This is a genomic window from Streptomyces sp. NPDC054883, assembly GCF_053610645.1.
Genome location: NZ_JBSGYT010000018.1, coordinates 91,165 through 115,222, shown reverse-complemented (window position 1 = coordinate 115,222; position 24,058 = coordinate 91,165). Strand labels below are relative to the sequence as shown.

The following is a 24,058-nucleotide window of genomic DNA, read 5'->3' as shown; positions in this document are numbered from 1 at the left end:
ATCCCCGGGAGGCCCATTGGCGTCCCGGGGATCTTGCAATGGGGGATGTGGGGCAGGGGCCGACGCCGGGACGAAGTAGTCTTGAGTCCATGCCCGAACGCCGTACCGTCGCCCTTGTCACTCTTGGCTGCGCCCGTAACGAGGTGGACTCGGAGGAGCTCGCAGGCCGCTTGGCGGCGGATGGCTGGGAGCTCGTCGAGGACGCCGCCGACGCGGACGTAGCCGTCGTCAACACCTGCGGCTTCGTCGAAGCCGCCAAAAAGGACTCCGTAGACGCCCTGCTGGAAGCCAATGATCTGAAGGATCACGGCAAGACCCAGGCCGTCGTCGCCGTCGGCTGTATGGCCGAGCGCTACGGCAAGGAACTCGCCGAAGCGCTCCCCGAGGCCGACGGCGTGCTCGGCTTCGACGACTACGCCGACATCTCCGACCGCCTCCAGACCATCCTCAACGGCGGCATCCACGCCTCGCACACCCCGCGGGACCGGCGCAAGCTGCTGCCGATCAGCCCGGCCGCCCGCCAGGCCGCCGAGGTATCGCTGCCCGGACACGCCCAGGAGGCCGCCGAGGCCCCCGCGGACCTGCCCGAGGGGATCGCCCCCGCCTCCGGGCCGCGCGCGCCCCTGCGCCGCCGGCTGGACAAGAGCCCGGTCGCCTCGGTGAAGCTCGCCTCCGGCTGCGACCGGCGCTGCTCCTTCTGCGCGATCCCGTCCTTCCGCGGTTCGTTCATCTCCCGCCGGCCCAGCGACGTCCTGGGTGAGACGCGCTGGCTCGCCGAGCAGGGCGTCAAGGAGATCATGCTGGTCTCCGAGAACAACACCTCGTACGGCAAGGACCTCGGCGACATCCGGCTGCTGGAGACGCTGCTGCCGGAGCTGGCCGAGGTGGACGGCATCGAGCGCGTCCGTGTCAGCTACCTCCAGCCCGCCGAGATGCGGCCCGGGCTGATCGACGTACTGACCTCGACCCCCAAGGTCGTCCCGTACTTCGACCTGTCCTTCCAGCACTCGGCCCCCGACGTGCTGCGCGCGATGCGCCGCTTCGGCGACACCGACCGGTTCCTGGAACTGCTCGACACCATCCGCGGCAAGGCTCCGCAGGCCGGCGTGCGGTCCAACTTCATCGTCGGCTTCCCCGGCGAGACGGAAGCGGACTTCGCCGAGCTGGAGCGGTTCCTCACCCACGCGCGGCTCGACGCCATCGGCGTCTTCGGTTACTCGGACGAGGACGGCACCGAGGCGGTCGGCTACGAGAACAAGCTGGACGCGGAGACCATCGCCCAGCGGCTCGCGCACATGCAGCGGCTGGCGGAGGAGCTGACCTCCCAGCGTGCGGAAGAGCGGGTCGGGGAGACCCTGGAGGTACTCGTCGAGACCGTGGAGGACGTCGACGAGGACGGCGAGGGCGCCTACGGGCGCGCCGCGCACCAGGCGCCCGAGACGGACGGCCAGGTGGTCTTCACGGACAGCACCGGTCTGGTCCCCGGCCGTATGGTGACGGCAAAGGTCGTCGGCACGCTGGGTGTGGACCTGGTTGCCGAGCCCCTGGACCTGGATCTCGAGGAGGCGGCCGGATGACCGGAGTCCCGGCACCTGCGGCGGGCGGGACCGGCCGCCGGCCCTCGCCCGGCGCCGGGCTCGGGACCGCGGCCGTCAATCAGGCCGGCCTGTGGAACATCGCCAACATCCTGACGATGGTCCGGCTCGTGCTCGTGCCGGGATTCGTCCTGCTGCTGCTCGCCGACGGGGGCTACGACCCCGTCTGGCGGGCGCTGGCGTGGGCGGCGTTCGCGGTCGCCATGATCACGGACATCTTCGACGGGCACCTCGCCCGGACGTACAACCTGGTCACCGACTTCGGAAAGATCGCCGACCCCATCGCCGACAAGGCGATCATGGGCTCGGCGCTCATCTGTCTCTCCTGGCTCGGCGACCTGCCCTGGTGGGTGACCGGGCTGATCCTCGGCCGGGAACTCGGGATCACGCTGATGCGTTTCTGGGTCATCCGGTACGGCGTCATTCCGGCCAGCCGGGGCGGCAAGCTCAAGACCCTCGCCCAGGGAACGGCCGTGGGCATGTACGTGCTCGCCCTCACCGGCCCGCTGGCGACCCTGCGGTTCTGGGTGATGGCGGTCGCCGTCGTGCTGACGGTCGTCACCGGTTTGGACTACATCCGCCAGGCCGTCGTCCTGCGCCGGCGGGGGCAGGACACCGAGCGGGCCGCGTCGTGACGCGAGCGGCTGGTGATTTTCCGGAGGCTGGTGGCGCCACGGAAGCCGCCACCGCGCCGGACGGGACGGCACAGGTGGCCGGGACCGTACTGCGACTGCTTGCGGAGAGTGACCAGACGCTCGCCGTGGCGGAGTCGCTGACCGGCGGACTGGTCGCCGCGGAGCTGACGGCGGTGCCGGGCGCCTCGAAATCGTTCCGCGGCTCGGTGACCGCGTACGCCACCGAGCTCAAGCACCGGGTCCTCGGGGTGGACGCGCAGCTGCTGGCGGCGGAAGGCGCGGTGAACGCGCAGGTCGCGGAGGAGATGGCGGCCGGGGTGCGTCGGGTGCTGGGGGCTTCGTGGGGGATCGCGACGACCGGGGTGGCCGGTCCCGACCCGCAGGACGGGCAGCCGGTCGGCACCGTTTTCGTCGCCGTGGCGGGTCCGGCGGGCAGGAAAACGGCCCGGCTGCGGTTGAACGGCTCCCGTACGGAAATCCGTAGGGAGAGTGCACGGACAGTGCTCGAACTCCTCTCGAGCGAACTCCGCGAGAATCTGCGGGGGCAGGATACGGAACAGAACGGGGGGATTTGATGTTTGCAGCCCTGAGTGAACACGACATCGCTCCCCGCACGGCCGCGGCGCGAGGCGGTACGGTGGGGCGTGAAGGTTACGGCTACACGGTCAGAGGAGGGAGCCACCGATGATTCTGCTCCGTCGCCTGCTGGGTGACGTGCTGCGTCGGCAGCGCCAGCGCCAGGGCCGTACTCTGCGCGAAGTCTCCTCGTCCGCCCGAGTTTCGCTCGGCTATCTCTCCGAGGTGGAGCGGGGGCAGAAGGAGGCATCCTCCGAGCTGCTCTCCGCGATCTGCGACGCGTTGGACGTACGGATGTCCGAGCTGATGCGCGAAGTCAGTGACGAGCTGTCGCTGGCGGAGCTTGCGCAGTCGGCCGCGGCAAGCGAACCGGTGCCGGCACCGGTGCGCCCGATGCTCAATTCGGTCTCCGTGGCCTCGGTCGCGGGCACCACGGAGCGGGTGACCATCAAGGCGCCCGTGGAAGCGGTGAACGTCGTAGCCGCGTGAAGGCGAGCGCGTGAAGCGCGTGTGAGTGTGGCCGGAGCCCCGGCCGGTGCGTCAGGCACCGGACGGGGCTCCTTGCCGTTCTGGGTGCGGCGGAAGGACCGGTGCGGGAGGATGGGCCCGTCCGGATTCCGGCCTTCCTGGGAGGCGGCCGTGCGGTGGTTACTCATACCCCTTGTGCTGACGGCCGGGGTGCTGTGGTGGTGGGCCGTACTGCGGCTCGCGCTGGAGCCCGCCGACGCGGGGCCCGTGGAGGGCGCGATAGCCGTCGGCGGATGGGGGCTGGGGCTGCTTCCCGTGCAGTGTGTGCCCGGACCGGTGCGCAGGCGCTCCGGGGCGGCGGCCGGCGGGGCGCCGCTCACCAGGGCATCGATACTCCCCCGTTCGGGCGGAGGATCTGGCCCGTCATGAAGGACGAGGCGTCGGAGGCGAGGTAGAGCACGGCCTGGGCGATGTCCTCGGGCTCCCCGACCCGGCGCAGTGGCGACATCCGGATCATCGCCGCCTCGGTCCGCTCCAGTTCCTCCGCGCTGTGCCGGCCGGTCATGGGGGTGCGGATCCAGCCGGGCGCGACGGCGTTGACGCGGATGCCGTGCGGACCGGTCTCGGTGGCGAGCGTCTTGGTCAGCTGCACGACGGCGGCCTTCGCGGCGCTGTAGCAGAGGAGCCCCGGCTGGGCGGCGTCGACGGCGCCGGAGGCCATGGTGACGACCGAGCCGGGACGGCCGGCGGCGATCATGGCGCGGACGGCCTCCTGACAGGTGCGCAGGACGCCCTTGAAATTGATGTCCAGCACCCGGTCCAGGTCCTCGTCGGCGGTGTCCAGGACGCTGCTGGTGTGCATGATCCCGGCGATGGCGGCGGTGATGTCGAGCGGACCGGCGGCGGCGACGGCGGCCCGCAGGGCGGCGCGGTCGGTCACGTCGAGGGTGTGGACGCCGGCCTTGCCGCCGGCTCCGGCGACCAGGCGCGCGGTCTCGCGCAGGCCGGTCGCGTCGCGGTCGGCGCAGTGCACGGCCGCGCCGGCCCGGGCGAGGAGCACGGCGGTGGCGCGGCCGATCCCGCTCGCGGCGCCGGTGACCAGCGCGGTGCGGCCGGTGAGGTCGTACGGGGCTGTGGGCATGTCCGGACGGTACGACCGGATCTGACGGGACGTCAACTACGGGGTGGGGCCCGACTGGCAGCGCGGGCACCAGTACGTGGGGCGGTCCTCCTTCACGACCCGGCGTACCGGGGTGCCGCAGCGCAGGCAGGGGCGCGGGGCGCGCCCGTACACGAAGAGGGCCTGGCCCCGGCGGCGGCTGCCGGTGGTGTTGCGGCCCTCGCCGCTGCCGAGGTTGGCCGCCAGGAGGCGCTGGGCGGCCCCAGCCAGCCGGACGGCGGTCACCTCGGGCTCCGGCAGCGCACCGACCGGCGTCCAGGGCGTGACCTGGGCGAGGAAGCAGAGCTCACACATGTACACGTTGCCGATGCCCGCGAGGTTGCGCTGGTCGAGCAGGGCTTCGCCCAGGGGGCGTTCGGGGGCGGCGAGCAGGTTCGCCGCGGCCTTGGCGGGGTCCCAGTCCGGGCCGAGGAGGTCGGGGCCGAGGTGGCCGACGACCTTGTCCTCGTCGGCGGTGCGCAGGAGTTCCAGGACGGGGAGGCGGTAGCCGACGGCGGTGTCGGTGGCGGTGCCGAGGATGGCGCGGATCTCGTAGGCGGGGCCGCCGTGCCACTTCCGCCCGGTCGGGAAGACGTGCCAGGCGCCGTCCATGCGCAGGTGGCTGTGGAGGGTGAGGCCGCCGTCGCCGTCGATGCGGGTGAGCAGGTGTTTGCCGCGCGGGACCACGTTCAAGGTGGTGCGGCCGGTGAGGTCCACGGTGGCGAGGCGGGGGACGCGCAGGTCGCTGCGGGTGATCTCCCGGCCGGCCAGGGCGGCGTGCAGCCGGGCCGCGGCGCGCCAGACGCTGTCTCCTTCGGGCATGGCTCCATTGTGGCTCCGGGCACCGGCCCGCGCGGGGAGGCCGGTCCCCGCCGCCGTGGGTGGGGAGGGAAGCCGAAGCCCCCGCTGCGGTGCGTCCGCGCGGGGGCCTGTCGTGCAGGGTGGCGTACTACTTCCAGGTGAGTGCCTTGTTGCCCACGGTGCTGTACGGCTCGTTCCAGTACTGGGCGCCGGTCACCTTCGTCTGGGCCGACGGCGCCAGGGCGATCGCGCAGCTGGTCTGCGACTGGCCGTTGGTGAAGCCCTTGGGCAGCGACTCGTCCTTGCACTTCTCGAACGTGCCGATGACCGATACGCCGCCCGCCTCGCTGCCGTCCGGCAGCAGGCCCCTGATGTGGCCGACCGAGGAGAACGAGAGGTCCGTGGTGCCGACGTTCTTGACGGTGTAGTGGACGTAGTAGGGGATCTGCCCCTTCACCTTGTCGCCCAGCTTCAGCGGGTCGAGGTCGGCGGGCTGGCCCTGCTCGATGGAGGTGACGGTGAGGGCGATGGTGCCGCCCTTGGTGCTGCCGTAGTCGAACGGGACCGTCGCCGCCTCGCCGATCTTGAAGCTCTGGCCCGGCTTGGCCATGCCGGCGGCTCCGGCGGGCGCGGCGCTGCCGGCGGCCGACGGGCTGGCGGCGGTACTGGGCTGCGCGGAGCCGGCCGAGGGCGAGCCTGCCGCGGGCGAGCTGGGCGCCGCCGGGACCGCTTCGTCGTTGCCGCTCTTGCAGCCGCTCAGCGCCAGGGCGGCGGTGACCGCCAGGCCGACGGTGGCGAGTGCGGTCCTGCGCGTGGTGGTGTTGCTCACTTCTGAGTCCCCCATGGACTATGCGTTTGACTGCGCATCGTCAATCCCGATGCCTCTGGTGATCTTAGGGGCGGGGAAACCGGCAGCTCGCGATCCGGCCGTCTTCGTGACGCGCTCAGGACATAAGCGCAACATAAGCGGAATGGGCCGGCCGGAACCGGCCGCAGGGGCGGCCCGGCCCGGCCGCCGTCACGGCCGCAGGCGCAGGCCCCGCGGGGTGGCGTGGAAGCCCGCCGCCTCCAGGGAACGGCCCAGCGCGGAGGTCAGGGCCGGGGCCGCGTTGATCCGCTCGACCGTCAGGGGCGGGACCGTCCCCGCACGGCAGGCCACGGCCAGCGACGACACGGCGGCCTCCAGGCGCGGATCCTCCGCCTCGGGCCACGCCAGCAGCGTCTTGCCGCCCCGCTCCAGGTAGAGCACGAGTTCCCCGTCGACCAGAACCACCAGGGAGCCCGCCTTGCGGCCCGGCTTGTGCGTGGCCCCGGCCGGCGGCTCCGGCCAGGGCAGGGCCGCGCCGTACGCGTTCGCCGGGTCGGCGGCGGCCAGTACCACCGTGGCCAGCGGGGGCGGGGTCCGCTCCGCCGCCCGCAACCGGTCCACCGCGCCGTCCATCGCGAACTGGGCGGCGCCCAGCCCCTCGACGACATAACCCCGCCGGGCCTGCCCGCTGTCCTCGAACGCCGACAGCACCCGGTAGACGGCGCTGAACCCCCCCTCCACCCCTTCCGCCGCGACCGCGCCGCGGGTCACCACGCCGTGCCGGTCCAGCAGGGTCCGGGCCAGGGCGTGCGCCCGGTGGGTCGGGTCCGGGGCCTGGCCGGGCAGCAGCGACCAGCGGCCGGAGACCGTGGGCGGCCCGGTGCGGGACACCGTCGCGCTCAGGGTGCCGTAGCGGCCGCGGGGGATCGTGCGGCGGGCCCGGTGCGCGGTGGCACCGGCCGTCCGGCCCGACCCCAGCAGCGAGCGCAGCGGGGCCAGGGTGTCGTTCGTCAGCCGGCCCGACCAGGCCAGGTCCCAGAGCGCCTCGGACAGCTGGAGGTCGGATGCCTCCGGATGCTTCGCCCGGACCGACTCCACCAGCTGGCGGAAGAACAGGCCGTAGCCGCCCGAGAGGGTGTCGAGGACCGCCTGGTGCAGCGGCGTCTGCTCCAGCGGGTGGGGCGGTGGCAGCAGCAGCGGCGCCGCCTCGGCGAGGTAGAGCGAGACCCAGCCGTCCTTGCCGGGGAGGGCTCCGGCCCCGGCCCAGACCACCTCGCCCGTGGTGGTCAGCTCGTCCAGCAGGGCGGGGGAGTAGCCCGAGACCCGCGAAGGCAGGATCAGCCGCTCCAGGGCGGAGGCCGGCACCGGAGCCCCCTGGAGCTGCTCGATCGCCCGGGCCAGACCGTCGATGCCGCGCAGGGCGCCGCCCAAGTGCTGCCACTGCGGCAGGAAGGTGGCCAGGGAGGCCGGGGGCACCGGCTCCAGCTCCTGGCGCAGGGCCGCGAGCGAACGGCGGCGCAGCCTGCGCAGCACCGCCGCGTCGCACCACTCCTGCCCGATGCCCGCCGGGTGGAACTCGCCCTGGACCACCCGGCCCGCCGCCGCCAGCCGGTGCAGGGCGCCCTCGGTGACCGCCGCGCCGAGACCGAAGCGGGTGGCGACGGCGGTGGTGGTGAACGGCCCGTGGGTGCGGGCGTACCGGGCCAGGAGGTCCCCGAGCGGGTCCTTGACCGGTTCGGTGAAGGCCTCCGGGACCCCGACGGGCAGCGCGGTGCCCAGCGCGTCCCGCAGCCGCCCCGCGTCCTCGATCGCCGCCCAGTGGTCGGCGCCGCCGACCCGGACCCGGATCGCCCGCCGCGCGGCGCCCAGTTCGGCGGCCCACGCCGGCTGCGCGCCGCGCTCGGCCAGCTCGCCCTCGGTGAGCGGGCCCAGCAGGCGCAGCAGGTCGGCCACCGACTCGGCGTCCTTGGCCCGGCGGTCCTCGGTCAGCCACTGGAGTTCGCGCTCCAGCTCCTCCAGTACCGAGGCGTCCAGCAGTTCACGCAGTTCCGCCTGGCCGAGCAGTTCCGCCAGCAGCCGGGAGTCCAGCGAGAGCGCGGCCGCCCTGCGCTCGGCCAGCGGCGAGTCCCCCTCGTACAGGAACTGGGCGACGTAACCGAACAGCAGCGAGCGCGCGAACGGGGACGGCTCCGGCGTGGTGACCTCGACCAGCCGCACCCGGCGCGCCTCGATGTCACCCATCAGCTCCGTCAGGCCCGGTACGTCGAACACGTCCTGGAGGCATTCCCGTACGGCTTCCAGCACGATCGGGAACGATCCGAACTCCGACGCCACCTGGAGCAGTTGGGAGGCGCGCTGGCGCTGCTGCCACAGCGGGGTGCGCTTGCCCGGACTGCGGCGCGGCAGCAGCAGGGCGCGCGCCGCGCACTCGCGGAACCGGGAGGCGAACAGGGCCGAGCCGCCGACCTGGTCCGTGACGATCTGCTGGACGTCGCCGCGGTCGAAGGCGACGTCCGCCGCGCCCAGCGGAGCCTGCTCGTCATCGAACTCGAAGGACTGCGCGGCGGCCGCCGGATCATGGTCGAGCAGGTCCATGGACAACAGGTCCGCGTCCGGAAGGCGCAGCACGATGCCGTCGTCCGCGTGCATCACCTGCGCGTCCATCCCGTACCGCTCGGCGAGCCGGGCGCCGAGGGCCAGCGCCCACGGCGCGTGCACCTGCGCGCCGAAGGGGGAGTGGACGACGACCCGCCAGTCGCCGAGCTCGTCGCGGAACCGCTCGACCACGATCGTCCGGTCGTCCGGCACGTGACCGCAGGCCTCGCGCTGTTCGGCGAGGTAGGCGAGGACGTTCTCCGCGGCCCAGGCGTCGAGCCCGGCCGCCAGCAGCCGCAGCCGGGCGTCCCCCTCGCCGAGCCCGCCGAGCTCGCGCAGGAACGCGCCGACCGCACGGCCCAGTTCCAGGGGGCGGCCCAGCTGGTCGCCCTTCCAGAACGGCAACCGCCCCGGTACCCCGGGCGCCGGGGAGACCAGGACGCGGTCGCGGGTGATGTCCTCGATCCGCCAGGAGCTGGTGCCCAGGGTGAACACGTCCCCCACCCGGGACTCGTAGACCATCTCCTCGTCCAGCTCGCCGACCCGGCCGCCGCCCTTCTTCGGGTCGGCCCCGGCGAGGAAGACGCCGAAGAGTCCGCGGTCCGGGATCGTGCCGCCCGAGGTCACCGCGAGACGCTGGGCCCCAGGCCGGCCGGTGATCGTGCCCGCCACCCGGTCCCACACGACACGTGGTCTGAGCTCGGCGAACGCGTCCGACGGGTAGCGGCCCGCGAGCATGTCCAGCACGGAGGTGAACGCCGACTCCGGCAGCGCCGCGAAGGGCGCCGCCCGCCGCACCAGGGCCAGCAGATCGTCCAGCTGCCAGGTGTCCATCGCGGTCATCGCGACCAGCTGCTGGGCCAGGACGTCCAGCGGATTGGAGGGGATCCGCAGGGACTCGATCGAGCCCGTGCGCATCCGCTCGGTCACCACGGCCGCCTGCACCAGGTCCCCCCGGTACTTGGGGAACACCACGCCGGTGGAGACCGCGCCCACCTGGTGGCCCGCCCGGCCGACGCGCTGGAGCCCCGAAGCCACCGAGGGCGGCGACTCCACCTGCACCACCAGGTCCACCGCGCCCATGTCGATGCCCAGTTCCAGGCTGGACGTCGCTACCACGGCGGGCAGCCGGCCGGCCTTCAGGTCCTCCTCGACCAGCGCCCGCTGCTCCTTGGACACCGAGCCGTGGTGCGCGCGGGCCAGCAGCGGCGGCGCGCCCTGCGCGGCGCCCGACTGCGCCATGATCTCGGCGGGCGGCGACCCCTCGGGCAATTTCTCGCCCATCGCCCGCTCGTACGCGATCTCGTTGAGCCGGTTGCACAGCCGCTCCGCGAGCCGCCGGGAGTTGGCGAACACGATCGTCGACCGGTGCGCCTGCACCAGGTCGGCGATCCGCTCCTCCACGTGCGGCCAGATGGAGGGCTTGTCCCCGCCCTCCCGGCCCTCCGTGGCGGGCGAGCCGCCCAGCTCGCCCATGTCCTCGACCGGGACGACCACCGACAGGTCGAATTCCTTCGCCGACGGCGGCTGGACGATCTCCACCTTGCCGCGCGGCGCGAGGTACCGGGCCACCTCGTCCACCGGCCGGACCGTCGCCGACAGGCCGATCCGGCGCGCCGGACGGGGCAGCAGCTCGTCCAGCCGCTCCAGGGACAGCGCCAGGTGCGCCCCGCGCTTGGTGCCCGCGACGGCATGCACCTCGTCCAGGATCACCGTCTCCACTCCGGCGAGGGCGTCGCGCGCCGCGGACGTCAGCATCAGGAACAGCGACTCCGGGGTGGTGATCAGGATGTCCGGCGGCCGCGTCACCAGCGCCCGGCGCTCGGCGGGCGGGGTGTCACCGGAGCGGATGCCGACGCGGATCTCCGGCTCGGGCAGGCCCAGCCGCACGGACTCCTGCCGGATGCCGGTCAGCGGGCTGCGGAGGTTGCGCTCCACATCGACGGCCAGGGCCTTGAGCGGCGATACGTACAGCACCCGGCAGCGCTTCTTCGGCTCGGCCGGCGGCGGGGTGGACGCCAGCTGGTCGAGGGCCGCGAGGAAGGCCGCCAGGGTCTTGCCGGAGCCGGTGGGCGCCACGACAAGGACGTCCGAGCCCGCACCGATCGCCCGCCAGGCCCCCTCCTGGGCGGCCGTCGGCATGACGAAGGCCCCCGAGAACCACGAGCGGGTCGCGGGGGAGAACGAGTCGAGCGCGCTACCGGACATGCCCCCATCGTGCACCCGGCCACTGACAACCGGGCGGACCTGCGTAAACGAGCCGACGGGCCGGCGCGCAGAATGGGGGGATGGGGACGGACGAGGGCCGCCGGGAGTGGGCGCGGCACTGGCAGTACCGGGAGCTGCCGGGGCTGGACCTGCTGCGCGCCCACTACGTGCGCCACACCTTCCCGCGCCACGCCCACGACGGGTACGTCATCGCGGCCGTCACCGGCGGCGTCGAGGAGATCGGCCTGCCGGCCGGCACCCTGCGCGCCGGGCCGGGCAGCGTGGTCCTGATCAACCCCGAGGTGGCGCACACCGCCCGCGCGGGTGTGCCCGAGGGGTGGGCGTACGCCACCCTCTACCCGTCCCGCGCCCTGATCACCGAGGTCGCCGCCGAGATCGGCACGCTGCGCGGGACCCCCGGCTTCACCGCCGACATGGTCCCCGACCCGCAGGCCTCGCGGGTGATCTCCGAGGTGCACCGGGCCGCCGAGGCCGGGAACGCGCTGGCCGCCGACACGCTGCTGCGCGGTGTGGTGGCGCGGATGCTGACCCGGCACGCCGGACCGCTGCCCGCCCGGCCGGTGCGGCGCGCGGGCGGCGCCGACGCGGAGCGGGCCAAGGCCGTACTGGAGGAACGGATCGCGGAGCCGCCGTCGCTGGAGCAGCTCGCGGCGGAGCTGGGGACGAGCCCGTTCGCCCTGCTCCGGGCCTTCCGGGCGCGGTACGGGATGCCGCCGCACACCTGGCTGACCGACGCCCGGGTACGGCGCGCCCGCCGGCTGCTGGACGCGGGCACCCCGCCCGCGGAGGCGGCCGTGGCTGTCGGGTTCACCGACCAGCCCCACCTGAACCGGCACTTCACCCGGATCGTCGGGGTGCCGCCGGGCGCCTACCGCCGGGAGCGCGGGCAGCCCGGTTGAGCTCCGGCCGCCCCGCCGGCCCCGGGCGCGCGCAAGAACGTACAAGACCGCTGTCCGGCCCGCGCATAGCGTCAAGGCGTGGGAGAACATCAGATGGTGATACAAGAGACCCCGCAGGGGGTCGTCGAGCGGCCGCGCGCCGCCGTCGTACGGGACGCGCTCGGCGTCGGGGTGGCCGTCGGCCTGTCCGGGTTCGCGTTCGGGGTGACCGCCGCCGGGGCCGGCATCAGCGTGCTCCAGGCCTGCGCGCTGAGCCTGCTCGTCTTCACCGGCGCCTCGCAGTTCGCGCTGGTCGGGGCCCTCGCCGCGGGCGGTAACCCGTTCACCGCCGCCGCCGGGGCCTTCTTCCTCGGGACCCGCAACGCCTTCTACGGGCTGCGGCTGTCCCAGCTGCTCGCCCTGCCGCGGCCCCTGCGGCCGCTCGCCGCGCACTGGGTCATCGACGAGACGACCGCCGTCGCCCTCGCCCAGCCCGGACGCAAGTCGGCGCGGCTCGGCTTCACCGTGACCGGGCTGACCCTGTACGTGCTGTGGAACCTCACCACCCTGCTCGGTGCGCTCGGCGCCGAGGCCATCGGCGACACCACCGTGTGGGGCCTGGACGCGGCCGGGCCCGCCGTCTTCCTGGCCCTGCTCGCACCGATGCTGAAGAGCTCCACCGAGCGGGCCGTCGCCGCCCTCGCGCTGGTCCTCGGCCTCGGCCTGCTGCCCGTACTGCCCTCCGGGGTGCCCGTGCTGATCGCGGCACTGGCCGCTCCCGCCGTGCTGTGGATGAAGGGACGCCGCTCGTGAACGTCTGGATCGCCATCGGGCTGACCGTCGTCGGCTGCTACGCCGTCAAGCTCGCCGGACTGCTCGTGCCCGCCGGAGCCCTGGAGCGGCCGGCCGTGCGCAAGCTGTCCGCACTGCTGCCCGTCGCCCTGCTCGCCGCCCTCACCGCTCAGCAGACGTTCAGCACCGGCCACGGGCTCGTCCTCGACGCCCGCGCCGCAGGGCTGGCCGCCGCCGCCCTCGCGCTGCTGCTGCGCGCCCCGTTCCTCGTCGTGGTCGGCGCGGCGGTCCTCGTCACGGCCGGGCTGCGCGCCGTCGGCGGTTAGCCGAGCGGGCGGCCGTGGGCGCGGAGCGTCAGGAGCGCCTCCACCGTGGCGATCGGGCGCCGCTCCAGGGAGCTGCCCGGTGCCCAGGCCCGGCGGAGCACCGGCCAGCCGCCGTCCGGCTGCTGCCGGGCGGCGAGGAAGTCCAGGGACCGGCCCATCTCCGCGTCCGTGAACCAGCCGCGCGCCGCCGACTCCGGGCGGCGCGCGAAGTCGTACGGGAACAGCTGCTCGCCCGCCGCGCACCCGGGCGCCGTCGGGTACTCGGACCGGCGCGCCGGATCCAGCACCACCAGGCGCCGCTCGCGCACCAGCCGCCCCAGCCGGTCCGCGGCCGCCGCCGCCCGGCCGCGGTCCGGGGCGCCGTCGAGGAAGGCCACCGCGCCCTGGACCTCGTAGGGGTGCCAGTGGCGCAGCGTCTCGATCCGGTCCCAGCAGAAGTCGGTGGCCCGGAACAGCCACGCGTGCCAGATCCGGTTGCGGTGCAGGACGCCCACGACCGGGCCGGTGGTCAGCAGCGCGCCCGGCGGATCGTCGTGCACCGGATGGTACGGGGCCGCCGGATGGCCGCCGGAGCCGGCGGACACCACCGGGAGCGCGCCGTCGGGGGTGGCGACCCCGGTCAGGTGCCCGCAGAGCTGCTCCACCCGCCGGCCCGCGCACCGGCCCAGGCCGTCCAGCACCCGCAGGGCGTACGCGGCGTGCAGCGGCTGGCTCACGGGGCCGCGCAGATCCGGGTCGAGGGCGTGCCCGTAGCCGCCGTCGGCGCCCAGGTACGCCCCGAGGGCGGCGTCGACCGCGTCGGCGTCGCCGCCGAGGAAGTGGAACGCGAACCGGCGCTGCTCCAGCACCCGCGCCGTGAGCCAGATGAACCGCTCGGCGCGGGCGAGCGGGGTCGGCGCGGCCGACGCGGGTTCGTCTCCAGGCATGCGGGAACCGTAGGGCGCCGGATGCGGGCCGCGGGGCACGAACGCGGTCGGTGCACTCTCCGGGGCGGGATACTGGTGGCATGCGGTTGACGATTTTCTGGGAGCGGATGGCCGAGTACTTCGGCGCGGCCTACGCGGACTCCTTCGCACGGGACCACGTCATGAGGGAGCTCGGCGGACGTACCGTCCACCAGGCGCTGGAGGCCGGCTGGGAGGCCAAGGACGTGTGGCGCGCGGTGTGTTCGGCGATGGACGTGCCCGCCTCACTGCGCTGACCCGGCGCCCGGCCCGCCCGAACCGGTACGGGGTGGGTCAGACTGGGTGCGTGGCAGCGACTGAAGAGACGACCCCCGTACACCCCGGACACACCGGCCGGCCCGACGAGCGCGGGCAGGCCGGCGACGGCGCGACCGCCCCGGCGCCCCGGGTCCCCGAGCCGTCGGCGCGGGCCACGGCGGAGACCGCGGCAGCGGCCGGGGCCCGGGACCGGATGCCGCGCTGGCTGCCGCGCGCGGTGATCCTCGTCCTGGCCCTCGTCGCCTGCTTCCAGCTCGGCAGCTGGGCCTTCCACCAGCTGATCGGGCTGCTCGTCAACATCCTGATCGCCTTCTTCCTCGCGCTCGCGGTCGAACCCGCCGTGTCCCGGATGGCGGCCCGCGGCATGCGCCGCGGACTCGCCACGTTCCTGGTGTTCCTCGGGGTGTTCGTCGCGGCCGCCGGCTTCGTGGCCCTGCTGGGCTCGATGCTCGCCGGGCAGATCGTCGACATGGTGGAGGGCTTCCCGCGCTACCTCGACTCCGTCATCAGGTCCGTCAACGCGACGTTCCACACCGAGCTGTCCCGGCTGGAGATCCAGGACAGCCTGCTGCACTCGGACTGGCTGCAGAAGTACGTGCGCAACAGCGCGAGCGGCGTGCTCGACGTGTCCGCCACCGTGCTCGGCGGCCTGTTCAAGCTGCTGACCGTCGGGCTGTTCTCCTTCTACTTCGCCGCGGACGGGCCGCGGCTGCGGCGCGCGCTGTGCTCCGTACTGCCGCCCGCCAAGCAGTCGGAGGTGCTGCGCGCCTGGGAGATCGCCGTCGCGAAGACGGGCGGTTACCTCTACTCGCGCGGGCTGATGGCGCTGATCTCCGGCATCGCCCACTACGTGGTGTTCGCCGTCCTCGATGTGCCGTACGCGCCCGCGCTCGCGGTGTGGGTGGGTCTGGTGTCGCAGTTCGTCCCCACCATCGGCACCTATCTGGCGGGCGCGCTGCCCATGCTGATCGCCTTCACGGTCGACCCCTGGTACGCGCTGTACGTGCTCGGGTTCGTGGTGATCTACCAGCAGTTCGAGAACTACGTGCTCCAGCCCAAGCTGACCGCGAAGACGGTGGACATCCATCCGGCGGTCGCCTTCGGCTCGGTCATCGCGGGCACCGCGCTGCTGGGAGCGGTCGGGGCGCTCATCGCGATCCCGGCCGTCGCCACGCTCCAGGCGTTCCTGGGCGCCTACGTGAAGCGCTACGAGCTGACGGAGGGCGCCGGCCTGCCCGACGACGGGGACCGGGGGGGCGACGCCGGCTCCGCCGCATCTGCCGCGGCTACTCCTCCCGCATCCCTTCGACGGTGGCTGCCAGGGCGTCGGTGACGGCCGCCTCGACGGCGCCCTTCTCCAGACCGAGGCCGCTGAGCACGCCCTGACCGTTCTCGAGTTCGAGGAGCGCGAGCAGGATGTGCTCGGTGCCGACGTAGGGGTGACCCATGCGCAGCGCCTCGCGGAAGGTCAGTTCCAGGGCCTTCTTCGCGCCGGCGTCGAAGGGGGTCAGGGCCGGCAGTTCTTCCGGTGCGACGGGCTCGGGCAGGACCGCGGCGACGGCGGCGCGTACGGCGTCGTCGGTGACGTGGTGCCCGTGCAGGACCAGCGCGGCGAGCCCCCCGGACTCGGCGAGCAGGCCCAGCACCAGGTGCTCGGGACGGATCTCGGTGCTCCCGGTGGCACGGGCCTCGTTCTGTGAGGCCACGACGACGCCGCGGGCGCGGGGGGTGAAGCGGGCGAAGCCCTGGCTGGGGTCGATCTCGGCGCCGTCGCCCTTGTCGCTCTTGTCGGCCTTGGGGACGAAGCGCTTCTGCGCGGCCTGGCGGGTGACGCCCATGCTCCGGCCGATGTCGGTCCAGGAGGCGCCGGAGCGGCGGGCCTGGTCGACGAAGTGGCCGATGAGGTGGTCGGCGATGTCACCGAGGTGCTCGGCGGCGACGACGGCGCCGCTGAGCTGCTCCAGGGTGTCGGGGTGGACCTTCTTGATCGCCTCGATCAGGTCGTCGAGGCGTACCGGACTGGTCATGCGAACTGGTTCCGCGGAAGGGTTCGTCATGATGCAACCCTAGGTTGACACTCGGAGGGGCGTCAACCCTGGGTTGTCAGCTGGGGGGCCGTTCTTCCGGGGGTGGCCGGTGCCCGCCTCCGTGGGGGCGGGATCCGGCCACCGTGCGGCTTCGTCAGCCGACCGGCTGGGTCTGGCCCGACAGCAGGCCGAGGAGCTGGTCCATCTCGTTGCGCCAGAGGCGGTGCACGTTCATCCGGGTCGGCCGCTCCTGGCCGGGGAGCTGGAAGCGGAACGAGCTCCAGACGGCGTTGCGCTTGATCTCGGTGACCGCGCCGACGGCCTGGGCCGGCGGTATGGCGAAGACGATCTCCTGCGGCCGGTTGCTCATCCGGCTCGCCTTGTGGAGGACCACGGCCTGCTCGGTCACGGTGACGAAGTAGTAGGTGAGGAACATCTGGCCGATCAGGCCGAGCATGCTCATCAGCCAGACGCTGGGGCCGGCGATGGCCTGGATCGTGACGATGGGCCGGTCGGCCGGGTTGATCCGGGCGATGGCCTCGGCCACCTGCTGCTGGATCGTGGCCTTCTTGATGGCCATGGTTCCTCCAAAGCGGAATGAGTGCCCTCGGTCGTCGGGGGCACCGCAGAGTACCGATGGGCATGGGGGAGTTCCGGGCCGGGTCCGGCCGCGGACCCATGGGGGAGGGTATGCCGCTCACGACCCCGTTCGTGACCGGATGGGCAGGTTGCGGCAGTTGGGGGCGGTGCGGGGGTTGTTCGGGGTCTGCATTCCGGCCAACGGGGGGTCAACTGCCCCGGTGATAGCGGGTTTCCCCAACCGGCCATGCCCTCTTGTGGGTTGGGCTCGGCATCCCAACAATGCGCATGACAACCGGAGGATCTTCGGTTGCATCGTCACCAGAGGGGAACCCCCACATGAACAAGCCTCTCGCCGGCGCCCTGCTCTCCCTGCTCCTGATCGGAGCGGGGGCGGCCCCGGCCGTGGCCGCCGTGCCCCAGGACACGGCCCCGCAGGCGCCGGCCCTCGCGCGGGACAAGGCGGCGCCGGCCGTCACGGTCAACTACGCGGGAACGGTCGCGCTCAGCAACTGCTCCGGCTCCGTCGTGCGCGCCCCCGGCTCGCAGCCGAACGACCCCGCGCTCGTCCTGTCCAACGGGCACTGCCTGGAGACGGGTTTCCCCGGGCCGGGCGAGGTCATCAAGGACCAGTCGTCCAGCCGTTCGTTCTCGCTGCTGGGCGCGACCGGCAGCAAGGTGGCGACGCTGCGGGCGAGCAAGGTCGCGTACGCGACGATGACCGACACCGACATCTCGATCTACCAACTGACCTCGACGTACGCGCAGATCCAGAGCAAGTACGGAATCAGCGCGCTGACCCTCAACGACGCACACCCGGTGCAGGGGACGCCGATCAAGGTCGTCTCGGGCTACTGGAAGCGCACCTACAGCTGCAACGTCGACGGGTTCGCCTACCTCCTCAAGGAAGGCTCCTGGACCTGGAAGGACTCGGTCCGCTACACCCCGTCGTGCAACACCATCGGCGGCACGTCCGGCTCGCCGGTGATCGACACCACGAGCGGCAAGGTCGTCGCGGTGAACAACACCGGTAACGAGAACGGCGAGCGCTGCACGGAGAACAACCCGTGCGAGGTGGACCAGAACGGCGTGGTCACGGTCCGCGAGGGCATCAACTACGCCCAGGAGACGTACATCATCGTCCCCTGCATAGGCGCGGGCAACAAGATCGACCTCGCCCGCCCCGGCTGCACCCTCCCCAAGCCGTAACTTCCCCCGGCGCCGCCCCCGCACCCGGTGCCGGGGGCGGCGCGCGCCGGCCGCTAAGCGGCCCCGCCCGGGGCCAGCCGCTGGGCCGCCCGCTCCCCGCGCCGGCTGACGGGCTCGACTCCCCAAGCCGCGCCCAGGCCGGTCGGCGGCATGTCGACGTAGACCGACTCGTACGAACCGGCCGGGACGATGTAGGTCTCGTGCCAGATCCCCACGCCGCCCCCACTGCTCCGCACCCGGCGGTTGAACGCGGCCCAGGCGGGGCGGTGCTGCCCGTTCTGGTCGGAGGCGTAGGCGAGCAGCTTCTCGCGCGACTCCCAGTACTGCGCGACGGTGAACACCCGGGGACCGCCGCCCAGTCCCCGGTGCCCCAGCAGCCCGCTGTCGCCGTTGCGCGAGAGCTCCTTGAGCATGCGCGGCATCGCGGCCAGGGCCGGCAGCCAGTGGCGCACGGCGCGCCAGCGGTTGATCCGCATGCCGATGAGGAAGACGACCACGTCGCCCTCCGCGGCGGCCGTGACCCGCCGACCGGATGTCGGTGCAGTACCCATGAGATTCCCCGTCCCCTGTGGGATAGCGGCGCTATCCATGTTTGGATAGTCCCACTGTCCAACGAAGGGTGCAAGACGTGCGGCTGGCGGAGTTGAGCGAGCGCAGCGGTGTGTCCACCGCCACGATCAAGTACTACCTGCGCGAAGGGCTGCTCCAGCCCGGCCGCCGGGTCTCCGCCACCCAGGCCGAGTACGGGGAGCACCACCTGCGGCGGCTGCGCCTGGTGCGGGCGCTGATCCAGATCGGCGGGGTGCCGGTGGCGGCCGCGCGCGGGGTGATCGCCGCCGCGGAGGACGAGTCGCTGGACCACCACCTGCGGCTGGGTGCGGCGACCCGGGCGCTGCCCTGCGCCGAGGGGGTCGCCGAGGACGACGAGGCGGTGGAGACCGCCCGCCGCTCGGTGGAGGCGCTGCTGGAGCGGCTGGGCTGGTCCTGCGGCCCCGGCCTGGACCTGCTCAACCCGGCCCACCGGCGGCTCGTCGACTCGGTCGCCGCGCTGGTCCGGCTCGGCTACCCCTGCGGCACCGAGCAGCTGCTGCCCTACGGGCGGCTGGCGGCGCAGCTGGCGGTCACCGACCTGGACATGGTCGAGGAGCAGCCGACCCCGACCGGGCAGATCGAGGCGGCCGTCGCGCTCACGGTGCTGTACGAACCGGTACTGCTGAGCCTGCGGCGCATGGCCCACGCGGAGGAGTCGGCCCGGCGCTTCTGAGGCGCCCGCGCCCCGGGCAGCGGCACTGCGCGAACCGTCGGCCGTGGCACACCGGCCGTCTTCCGCGTGGCCGGCTTGACAGGGAAATCGAACACGCATTCTCATGGGTTTTCCACAGCCGAACCGGGCGTGGGAGCGCATTGTCAGTGGCAGGCGTTAGCGTCAATGGCGTGAAGCGATCGACTCAAGCAAACCGGGTGGAACCCATGGCAGGCACCGACCGCGAGAAGGCTCTCGACGCCGCGCTCGCACAGATTGAACGGCAATTCGGCAAGGGTGCGGTCATGCGCCTCGGCGACAAGCCGAACGACCCCATCGAGGTCATCCCCACCGGGTCGACCGCGCTGGACATCGCGCTCGGCGTCGGCGGGCTGCCCCGCGGCCGTGTGATCGAGGTGTACGGACCGGAGTCCTCCGGTAAGACGACCCTGACCCTCCACGCCGTGGCCAACGCGCAGAAGGCCGGCGGCACCGTCGCCTTCGTGGACGCCGAGCACGCGCTCGACCCGGAGTACGCGAAGGCACTCGGCGTCGACACCGACAACCTCATCCTGTCCCAGCCGGACACCGGCGAGCAGGCGCTGGAGATCGTGGACATGCTCGTCCGCTCCGGCGCGCTCGACCTGATCGTCATCGACTCCGTCGCGGCGCTCGTGCCCCGTGCTGAGATCGAGGGCGAGATGGGCGACTCGCACGTGGGCCTCCAGGCCCGCCTGATGAGCCAGGCGCTGCGCAAGATCACCGGTGCGCTCAACCAGTCGAAGACCACCGCGATCTTCATCAACCAGCTCCGCGAGAAGATCGGTGTGATGTTCGGCTCGCCCGAGACCACCACCGGTGGCCGCGCGCTGAAGTTCTACGCCTCCGTGCGCCTGGACATCCGCCGCATCGAGACGCTCAAGGACGGCACCGACGCGGTCGGCAACCGCACCCGCGTCAAGGTCGTCAAGAACAAGGTCGCGCCGCCCTTCAAGCAGGCCGAGTTCGACATCCTCTACGGCCAGGGCATCAGCCGCGAGGGCGGCCTGATCGACATGGGCGTGGAGCACGGCTTCGTGCGCAAGGCGGGTGCCTGGTACACGTACGAGGGCGACCAGCTGGGCCAGGGCAAGGAGAACGCCCGCAACTTCCTCAAGGACAACCCGGATCTCGCCAACGAGATCGAGCGGAAGATCAAGGAGAAGCTGGGCGTGGGCGTGCGCAAGGACGCCGGCGCCGCGGAAGCCGGTGCGGAGGCGCCCGCCGACGCCGCGGCCGTGCCGGTCCCCGCGTCGAAGGCCAAGACGACGGCCAAGGCCGCCGTGGCCAAGAGCTGACCCGTGCGGGAGCAGGAACGGGGCGGTGGGGAAGGCGGCCGGGAGGGCCGTCAGGAACTGCCGCCCCAGAGCCCCGAGGAGCAGGCGCGGGCGATCTGCCTGCGCCTGCTCACGGGGATGCCGCGGACCCGGCGGCAGCTCGCGGACGCCTTGGAGAAGCGGGGCATCCCCGAGGAGGTGTCGCAGGAGGTCCTCTCCCGGTACGAGGAGGTGGGCCTGATCGACGACGCCGCCTTCGCGGGGGCCTGGGTCGAGTCCCGCCACCGCGGCCGCGGCCTGGCCCGCCGGGCGCTCGCGCAGGAGCTGCGGACCAAGGGGGTGCACGCCACCCTCGTCCAGGAGGCCCTGGAGCAGCTGGACACCGAGCAGGAGGAGCAGACCGCCCGGGAACTCGTGGCGCGAAAGCTCCGGGCGACCCGGGGCCTTGAGCGGGACAAGCGGATCCGGCGCCTCGCCGGGATGCTGGCGCGTAAGGGGTATCCGGAGGGCATGGCCCTGCGGGTGGTCCGCCGCGCGCTGGAAGCCGAGGGCGAGGACGGGGAGGAGTACCCCGGGGACTGAGCCCCGGGGCACCAAGCCACGGGCGACCGGCGGCGCAGCGGCCCGGGGTCACGCCCGCGCGGCGGTCTCCGGCGGGGTGACGGGCAGGCCCGCCGACTTCCAGGCCTGGAAGCCGCCCGTCAGATCGGTCGCGCGGTGGAGGCCCAGCGTGTGCAGGGAAGCCGCGGCCAGCGTCGAGGCGTAGCCCTCGTTGCAGATCACCACCACCCGCAGGTCATGGCCGGTGGCCTCGGGGAGGCGGTGCGAGCCCTGCGGGTCCAGCCGCCACTCCAGCTCGTTGCGCTCGACGACCACGGCGCCCGGGATCAGCCCGTCCCGCTCGCGCAGCGCCTGGTAGCGGATGTCGACCAGCAGGGCCCCCACCAGCGAGGCGGCGTGGGCCTCGTCCGGCGAGACGCGCGCGTAGGTCGTACGGAGCCGGTCGACCAGGGCGTCGATGCCCTGCGGCGCGGCGGCGCTCACTGCCAGTCCGCCGGACGCTCGACGTGCTCCAGCCTGAGCACCGGGCCGGTGCGGCTGTAGCGGCGGATCAACGGGAGCGGCGGGTAGTACGCGTGTACCGAGACGGCGTGCTCGGTCCGCGACTCGTTGAACACTTCGTGCACGTGGTGCTCGCCGAAGGCGCGCCCCGCGCCCGCCGGGACGCCCCGGCCGCGGTCCACGTCCGGCGCCAACTCCAGGCTCCGCCAGCCCTCGGAGGGAAGGCGCACCGCCAGGGAGTGCTCGGTGAGCTTCCCGCGGGCGGTGGCGAACGCGCCGCGCGACTGCGCGTGGTCGTGCCAGCCGGTGCCGGTGCCGGGCGGCCAGCCGATCAGCCAGGCCTCGCTGCCTCCGGGGCCGTCCAGCCGGATCCAGGTACGGCCTTCCGGGTCCAGGGGGAGCGAGGCGACGAGTGCGGGGTCGGCCGCGGTGCGGAGCACGAAGGCGAGCAGCTCCGCCGTCGTGGGCGCGGCGGAGACGGCGGTAGGGGCCGGGGCAGGCGCGTGCGTGGGCGCAGACATGGGTGGTGACCGTCCTGGGAGTTCGCGGGTGCGCGCCGGCGGTCCCGGGATGACACGGGACTGCGGGGCGCGCGGAGGAAGGGGCGAATCAGCAGGAGGGGCGACACACGCAGCCCGCGTAGCGGAGCAGGTCCATGTGAACCCTCCGCCACAGGCGTACGTCGTTGCCGGTCATGTCCGCGAGTGAAGCACGAGAGCCGGTCAGGGTCAATCGATCACGCCGGTCGGCGTGGTGGACGCCTCCTCGAGCGGGGACGGGGTGCCGCCCGCCGGAGCCGGGGGGCCGCACCGGACGGCGTCGGCCGCCTCGTACAGTTCCGCCGGCCGGACCCCGGCGAAGGTCGCCGCCAGATGGCCGTCGGGGCGGACCAGCAGCACGGTGTGCGCCGGAGCCCCCGGGTAGCCGTCGGCCACCAGGAGTTCCGCCCGGACCGGAAGGGCGCTGACGGCCGCCGCGAGCCGGGGCATCAGCCCGGCACCCAGCCAGTGCCGCCGGTCCCACACCCCGGTGCCCGGGGCGACCAGGAGCACCAGGAGCCGGCCCCGCCCCAGCAGGTCCCGCAGCGGCACCGTCGACCCGTCGGGCGCGGTCACCGGTACGTTCGCCACGGGGCCGCCGGGTTCGGTGGCGGTCGGCACCTCCCGTACGGCCACGGGCGGCGCGTACGTCGGCTCCCCGCCCAGGGCGCCCCGGCCGAGGTGGCCGTCGGTGAGCAGGCTCTCGGCGGAACGCGCCGCTCCGGGAAGGTAGGTGCGCAGTCCGCCCCCGCCGCGCAGGGCGGGCAGCGCCTGGTCGGCGACGCGCAGCCGGGCCGCCACCGCCCGGCGCCGCTCGTCCTCGTAGCTGTCCAGCAGTTCCTCGGAGGCCCCCTGGTGCCAGTCCAGCGCGAGCTTCCAGGCCAGGTTCTCGGCGTCCCGCAGCCCCTCCTCGACCCCCTGGGTGCCGAGCGCGCCCAGCAGGTGCGCCGCGTCCCCGGCGAGGAAGGCCCGGCCGTCGCGCCAGCGCCGGGCCAGGCGGTGGTGCAGGGTGTGCACGCCGGTGTCGATCAGGTCGTACGGGGGAGTGGCGCCGCCGCACCACGCCGCCAGGGTGTCCCTGATCAGGGTGACGAGCGCGTCGGGAGTGACGAGTCCGCCGCGCGGCGGGAGCAGCCAGTCCAGCCGCCACACCCCGTCGGGCAGCGGCCGGGCGGTGATCTCGCCGGTCGCGCCGCGGTGCAGCAAGGCCTCGCCGGGCCACGGCAGTTCGGTGCGCAGGGCGGCCACGGCGTGCCGCTCGACGGCGGTCCGGCCGGGGAAGCGGATGCCGAGCAGCTTGCGCACGGTCGAGCGGGCTCCGTCGCAGCCCACGAGGTGGCTGCCGCGCCACCAGGTGGTCTCCGCGCCCCGGGTGTGGGCGGTGACCCCCCGGCCGTCCTGCTCCAGGGCGTCCAGCCGGGTGTCGGTGACCAGCCGGACCAGCGGCTCGGTGGCGGCGGCGTCCCGCAGGCCGCGCGTCAGCGCGTGCTGCGGCAGGTGCAGCGGGGCGGCCCGGTCCTCGAAGGTGATCCGCTGCGAGTCCCGGCCCCGGCGCATCGTGCGCCAAGCCGCGTAGTACGCCCCCTCGTCGCGCAGCGTCGTACAGCCGAGCCGGTGGACCATGGAGGCGGTGTCGGAGTGCAGGACGACGGAACGGGCCGGGCGGGGCTCGTCCTTGCCGGGCCCCTCGTCCAGTACGACCGAGGGCACGCCCTGGCCGGCCAGGGCGAGGGACAGGGACAGCCCGACGGGCCCCCCGCCGACGACGATCACCGGGTCCATGATGCGGCTCCCGATGTCCGGTATGTGATCACACAACGTATGCAACCGACTGGAGGTGCCTGCGTCAAGTGACACCGGTCCGGACAGCACTGTGTGGTGGGGGGGGGGGTTGCGCCGCCCCACACACGCGACGCCCAATTACTGTAGTAGCCTCAGCGCGCTAAACCGCCGCCCCGGGAGGAAACGTGGGGCGCCCCCCGCCCCCGGCCCGGGGGC

General features: G+C 73.5%; 25 protein-coding genes. 13 read left to right on the top strand and 12 right to left on the bottom strand.

Translation table 11 applies throughout. The annotated features are described in order from the left end of the window. Positions 1-89 precede the first annotated feature (89 nt). From rimO to ACWGH1_RS16200, 4 genes are all read left to right on the top strand, one after another. The gene (rimO, locus tag ACWGH1_RS16215) at positions 90-1,577 is read left to right on the top strand and encodes a 30S ribosomal protein S12 methylthiotransferase RimO (RefSeq protein WP_453408738.1); all 1,488 of its coding nucleotides are present in this window, start codon (positions 90-92) and stop codon (positions 1,575-1,577) included. Further along, positions 1,574-2,230 carry a CDP-diacylglycerol--glycerol-3-phosphate 3-phosphatidyltransferase gene (pgsA, locus tag ACWGH1_RS16210; protein ID WP_453408737.1) on the top strand — a complete coding sequence of 219 codons (657 nt, stop codon included), beginning with the start codon at positions 1,574-1,576 and terminating at the stop codon, positions 2,228-2,230. Before rimO ends, pgsA begins: the two co-directional genes overlap by 4 nt. Positions 2,231-2,304: 74 nt before the next feature. Next, positions 2,305-2,805 carry a CinA family protein gene (locus ACWGH1_RS16205; RefSeq protein WP_453357674.1) on the top strand — a complete coding sequence of 167 codons (501 nt, stop codon included), beginning with the start codon at positions 2,305-2,307 and terminating at the stop codon, positions 2,803-2,805. Positions 2,806-2,914: 109 nt separating this feature from the next. Continuing rightward, entirely contained in the window at positions 2,915-3,295 is a 381-nt protein-coding gene (locus ACWGH1_RS16200; protein ID WP_136212514.1) for a helix-turn-helix domain-containing protein, read from the top strand. Positions 3,296-3,650: 355 nt separating this feature from the next. On the opposite strand, the gene ACWGH1_RS16195 is transcribed toward ACWGH1_RS16200, so the two are convergent. The 4 genes from ACWGH1_RS16195 to ACWGH1_RS16180 all read right to left on the bottom strand — a co-directional run bounded on the left by ACWGH1_RS16195 (position 3,651) and on the right by ACWGH1_RS16180 (position 10,845). After that, positions 3,651-4,415 carry an SDR family NAD(P)-dependent oxidoreductase gene (locus ACWGH1_RS16195; protein ID WP_453355903.1) on the bottom strand — a complete coding sequence of 255 codons (765 nt, stop codon included), beginning with the start codon at positions 4,413-4,415 and terminating at the stop codon, positions 3,651-3,653. Positions 4,416-4,451: 36 nt separating this feature from the next. Then, positions 4,452-5,255 (bottom strand): DNA-formamidopyrimidine glycosylase family protein, encoded by an 804-nt coding sequence (locus ACWGH1_RS16190; protein WP_453355904.1) that lies wholly within the window; start codon positions 5,253-5,255, stop codon positions 4,452-4,454. Between the two features lie 127 nt (positions 5,256-5,382). Beyond that, positions 5,383-6,063 (bottom strand): hypothetical protein, encoded by a 681-nt coding sequence (locus ACWGH1_RS16185; protein WP_453355905.1) that lies wholly within the window; start codon positions 6,061-6,063, stop codon positions 5,383-5,385. 189 nt (positions 6,064-6,252) lie between these two features. Beyond that, entirely contained in the window at positions 6,253-10,845 is a 4,593-nt protein-coding gene (locus ACWGH1_RS16180; RefSeq protein ID WP_453408736.1) for an ATP-dependent helicase, read from the bottom strand. 80 nt (positions 10,846-10,925) lie between these two features. Between ACWGH1_RS16180 and ACWGH1_RS16175 the strand changes: the two genes are divergently transcribed. The 3 genes from ACWGH1_RS16175 (at position 10,926) to ACWGH1_RS16165 (ending at position 12,862) form a co-directional block, all read left to right on the top strand. Beyond that, positions 10,926-11,765, top strand: a complete 840-nt coding sequence (locus ACWGH1_RS16175) for an AraC family transcriptional regulator (RefSeq protein WP_453356261.1) — start codon at positions 10,926-10,928, stop codon at positions 11,763-11,765. A gap of 93 nt (positions 11,766-11,858) precedes the next feature. After that, the gene (locus tag ACWGH1_RS16170; protein WP_453356262.1) at positions 11,859-12,557 is read left to right on the top strand and encodes an AzlC family ABC transporter permease; all 699 of its coding nucleotides are present in this window, start codon (positions 11,859-11,861) and stop codon (positions 12,555-12,557) included. Then, positions 12,554-12,862 carry an AzlD domain-containing protein gene (locus ACWGH1_RS16165; RefSeq protein ID WP_453356263.1) on the top strand — a complete coding sequence of 103 codons (309 nt, stop codon included), beginning with the start codon at positions 12,554-12,556 and terminating at the stop codon, positions 12,860-12,862. Before ACWGH1_RS16170 ends, ACWGH1_RS16165 begins: the two co-directional genes overlap by 4 nt. Here ACWGH1_RS16165 and ACWGH1_RS16160 read toward each other — a convergent pair. Then, entirely contained in the window at positions 12,859-13,788 is a 930-nt protein-coding gene (locus ACWGH1_RS16160) for a hypothetical protein (RefSeq protein ID WP_453408735.1), read from the bottom strand. The genes ACWGH1_RS16165 and ACWGH1_RS16160 overlap by 4 nt on opposite strands. Before the next feature lie 80 nt (positions 13,789-13,868). On the opposite strand from ACWGH1_RS16160, the gene ACWGH1_RS16155 reads away from it, so the two are divergent. Together ACWGH1_RS16155 and ACWGH1_RS16150 are read left to right on the top strand one after the other, a co-directional pair. Continuing rightward, positions 13,869-14,063 carry a DUF3046 domain-containing protein gene (locus ACWGH1_RS16155; RefSeq protein WP_453356097.1) on the top strand — a complete coding sequence of 65 codons (195 nt, stop codon included), beginning with the start codon at positions 13,869-13,871 and terminating at the stop codon, positions 14,061-14,063. Positions 14,064-14,278: 215 nt separating this feature from the next. Next, positions 14,279-15,418: an AI-2E family transporter gene (locus tag ACWGH1_RS16150; RefSeq protein ID WP_453356101.1), complete on the top strand. Its 1,140-nt coding sequence runs from the start codon at positions 14,279-14,281 to the stop codon at positions 15,416-15,418. On the opposite strand, the gene ACWGH1_RS16145 is transcribed toward ACWGH1_RS16150, so the two are convergent. Together ACWGH1_RS16145 and ACWGH1_RS16140 are read right to left on the bottom strand one after the other, a co-directional pair. Next, on the bottom strand, positions 15,372-16,142 hold the full coding sequence (locus tag ACWGH1_RS16145) for a Clp protease N-terminal domain-containing protein (protein ID WP_453356098.1): 771 nt from the start codon (positions 16,140-16,142) through the stop codon (positions 15,372-15,374). The two genes, ACWGH1_RS16150 and ACWGH1_RS16145, sit on opposite strands and share 47 nt — an antisense overlap. Positions 16,143-16,266: 124 nt before the next feature. Continuing rightward, positions 16,267-16,692 (bottom strand): hypothetical protein, encoded by a 426-nt coding sequence (locus tag ACWGH1_RS16140; RefSeq protein WP_453356099.1) that lies wholly within the window; start codon positions 16,690-16,692, stop codon positions 16,267-16,269. A gap of 338 nt (positions 16,693-17,030) precedes the next feature. On the opposite strand from ACWGH1_RS16140, the gene ACWGH1_RS16135 reads away from it, so the two are divergent. Beyond that, positions 17,031-17,900 carry a S1 family peptidase gene (locus ACWGH1_RS16135; RefSeq protein ID WP_453356100.1) on the top strand — a complete coding sequence of 290 codons (870 nt, stop codon included), beginning with the start codon at positions 17,031-17,033 and terminating at the stop codon, positions 17,898-17,900. A gap of 53 nt (positions 17,901-17,953) precedes the next feature. Here ACWGH1_RS16135 and ACWGH1_RS16130 read toward each other — a convergent pair whose 3' ends face one another. Beyond that, positions 17,954-18,451 (bottom strand): DUF4188 domain-containing protein, encoded by a 498-nt coding sequence (locus ACWGH1_RS16130; RefSeq protein ID WP_453408734.1) that lies wholly within the window; start codon positions 18,449-18,451, stop codon positions 17,954-17,956. Between the two features lie 77 nt (positions 18,452-18,528). Here ACWGH1_RS16130 and ACWGH1_RS16125 point away from each other — a divergent pair, with 77 nt between their 5' ends. The 3 genes from ACWGH1_RS16125 to recX all read left to right on the top strand — a co-directional run bounded on the left by ACWGH1_RS16125 (position 18,529) and on the right by recX (position 21,041). Continuing rightward, positions 18,529-19,164, top strand: a complete 636-nt coding sequence (locus ACWGH1_RS16125) for a MerR family transcriptional regulator (protein WP_453357257.1) — start codon at positions 18,529-18,531, stop codon at positions 19,162-19,164. A 206-nt stretch (positions 19,165-19,370) separates the two neighbouring features. Beyond that, on the top strand, positions 19,371-20,480 hold the full coding sequence (gene recA / locus ACWGH1_RS16120; RefSeq protein ID WP_453357258.1) for a recombinase RecA: 1,110 nt from the start codon (positions 19,371-19,373) through the stop codon (positions 20,478-20,480). A gap of 3 nt (positions 20,481-20,483) precedes the next feature. Further along, entirely contained in the window at positions 20,484-21,041 is a 558-nt protein-coding gene (gene recX, locus ACWGH1_RS16115; RefSeq protein WP_453408733.1) for a recombination regulator RecX, read from the top strand. A gap of 48 nt (positions 21,042-21,089) precedes the next feature. Here recX and ACWGH1_RS16110 read toward each other — a convergent pair whose 3' ends face one another. The 4 genes from ACWGH1_RS16110 to ACWGH1_RS16095 all read right to left on the bottom strand — a co-directional run bounded on the left by ACWGH1_RS16110 (position 21,090) and on the right by ACWGH1_RS16095 (position 23,842). Continuing rightward, positions 21,090-21,509 carry a rhodanese-like domain-containing protein gene (locus tag ACWGH1_RS16110; protein WP_453356883.1) on the bottom strand — a complete coding sequence of 140 codons (420 nt, stop codon included), beginning with the start codon at positions 21,507-21,509 and terminating at the stop codon, positions 21,090-21,092. Further along, positions 21,500-22,042 (bottom strand): cysteine dioxygenase, encoded by a 543-nt coding sequence (locus ACWGH1_RS16105; protein WP_453356881.1) that lies wholly within the window; start codon positions 22,040-22,042, stop codon positions 21,500-21,502. The genes ACWGH1_RS16110 and ACWGH1_RS16105 overlap by 10 nt, the downstream gene beginning before the upstream one ends. Before the next feature lie 88 nt (positions 22,043-22,130). After that, on the bottom strand, positions 22,131-22,217 hold the full coding sequence (locus ACWGH1_RS16100; protein WP_311318651.1) for a putative leader peptide: 87 nt from the start codon (positions 22,215-22,217) through the stop codon (positions 22,131-22,133). A gap of 32 nt (positions 22,218-22,249) precedes the next feature. Then, positions 22,250-23,842 carry an FAD-dependent oxidoreductase gene (locus tag ACWGH1_RS16095; protein ID WP_453356882.1) on the bottom strand — a complete coding sequence of 531 codons (1,593 nt, stop codon included), beginning with the start codon at positions 23,840-23,842 and terminating at the stop codon, positions 22,250-22,252. Positions 23,843-24,058 lie beyond the last annotated feature (216 nt).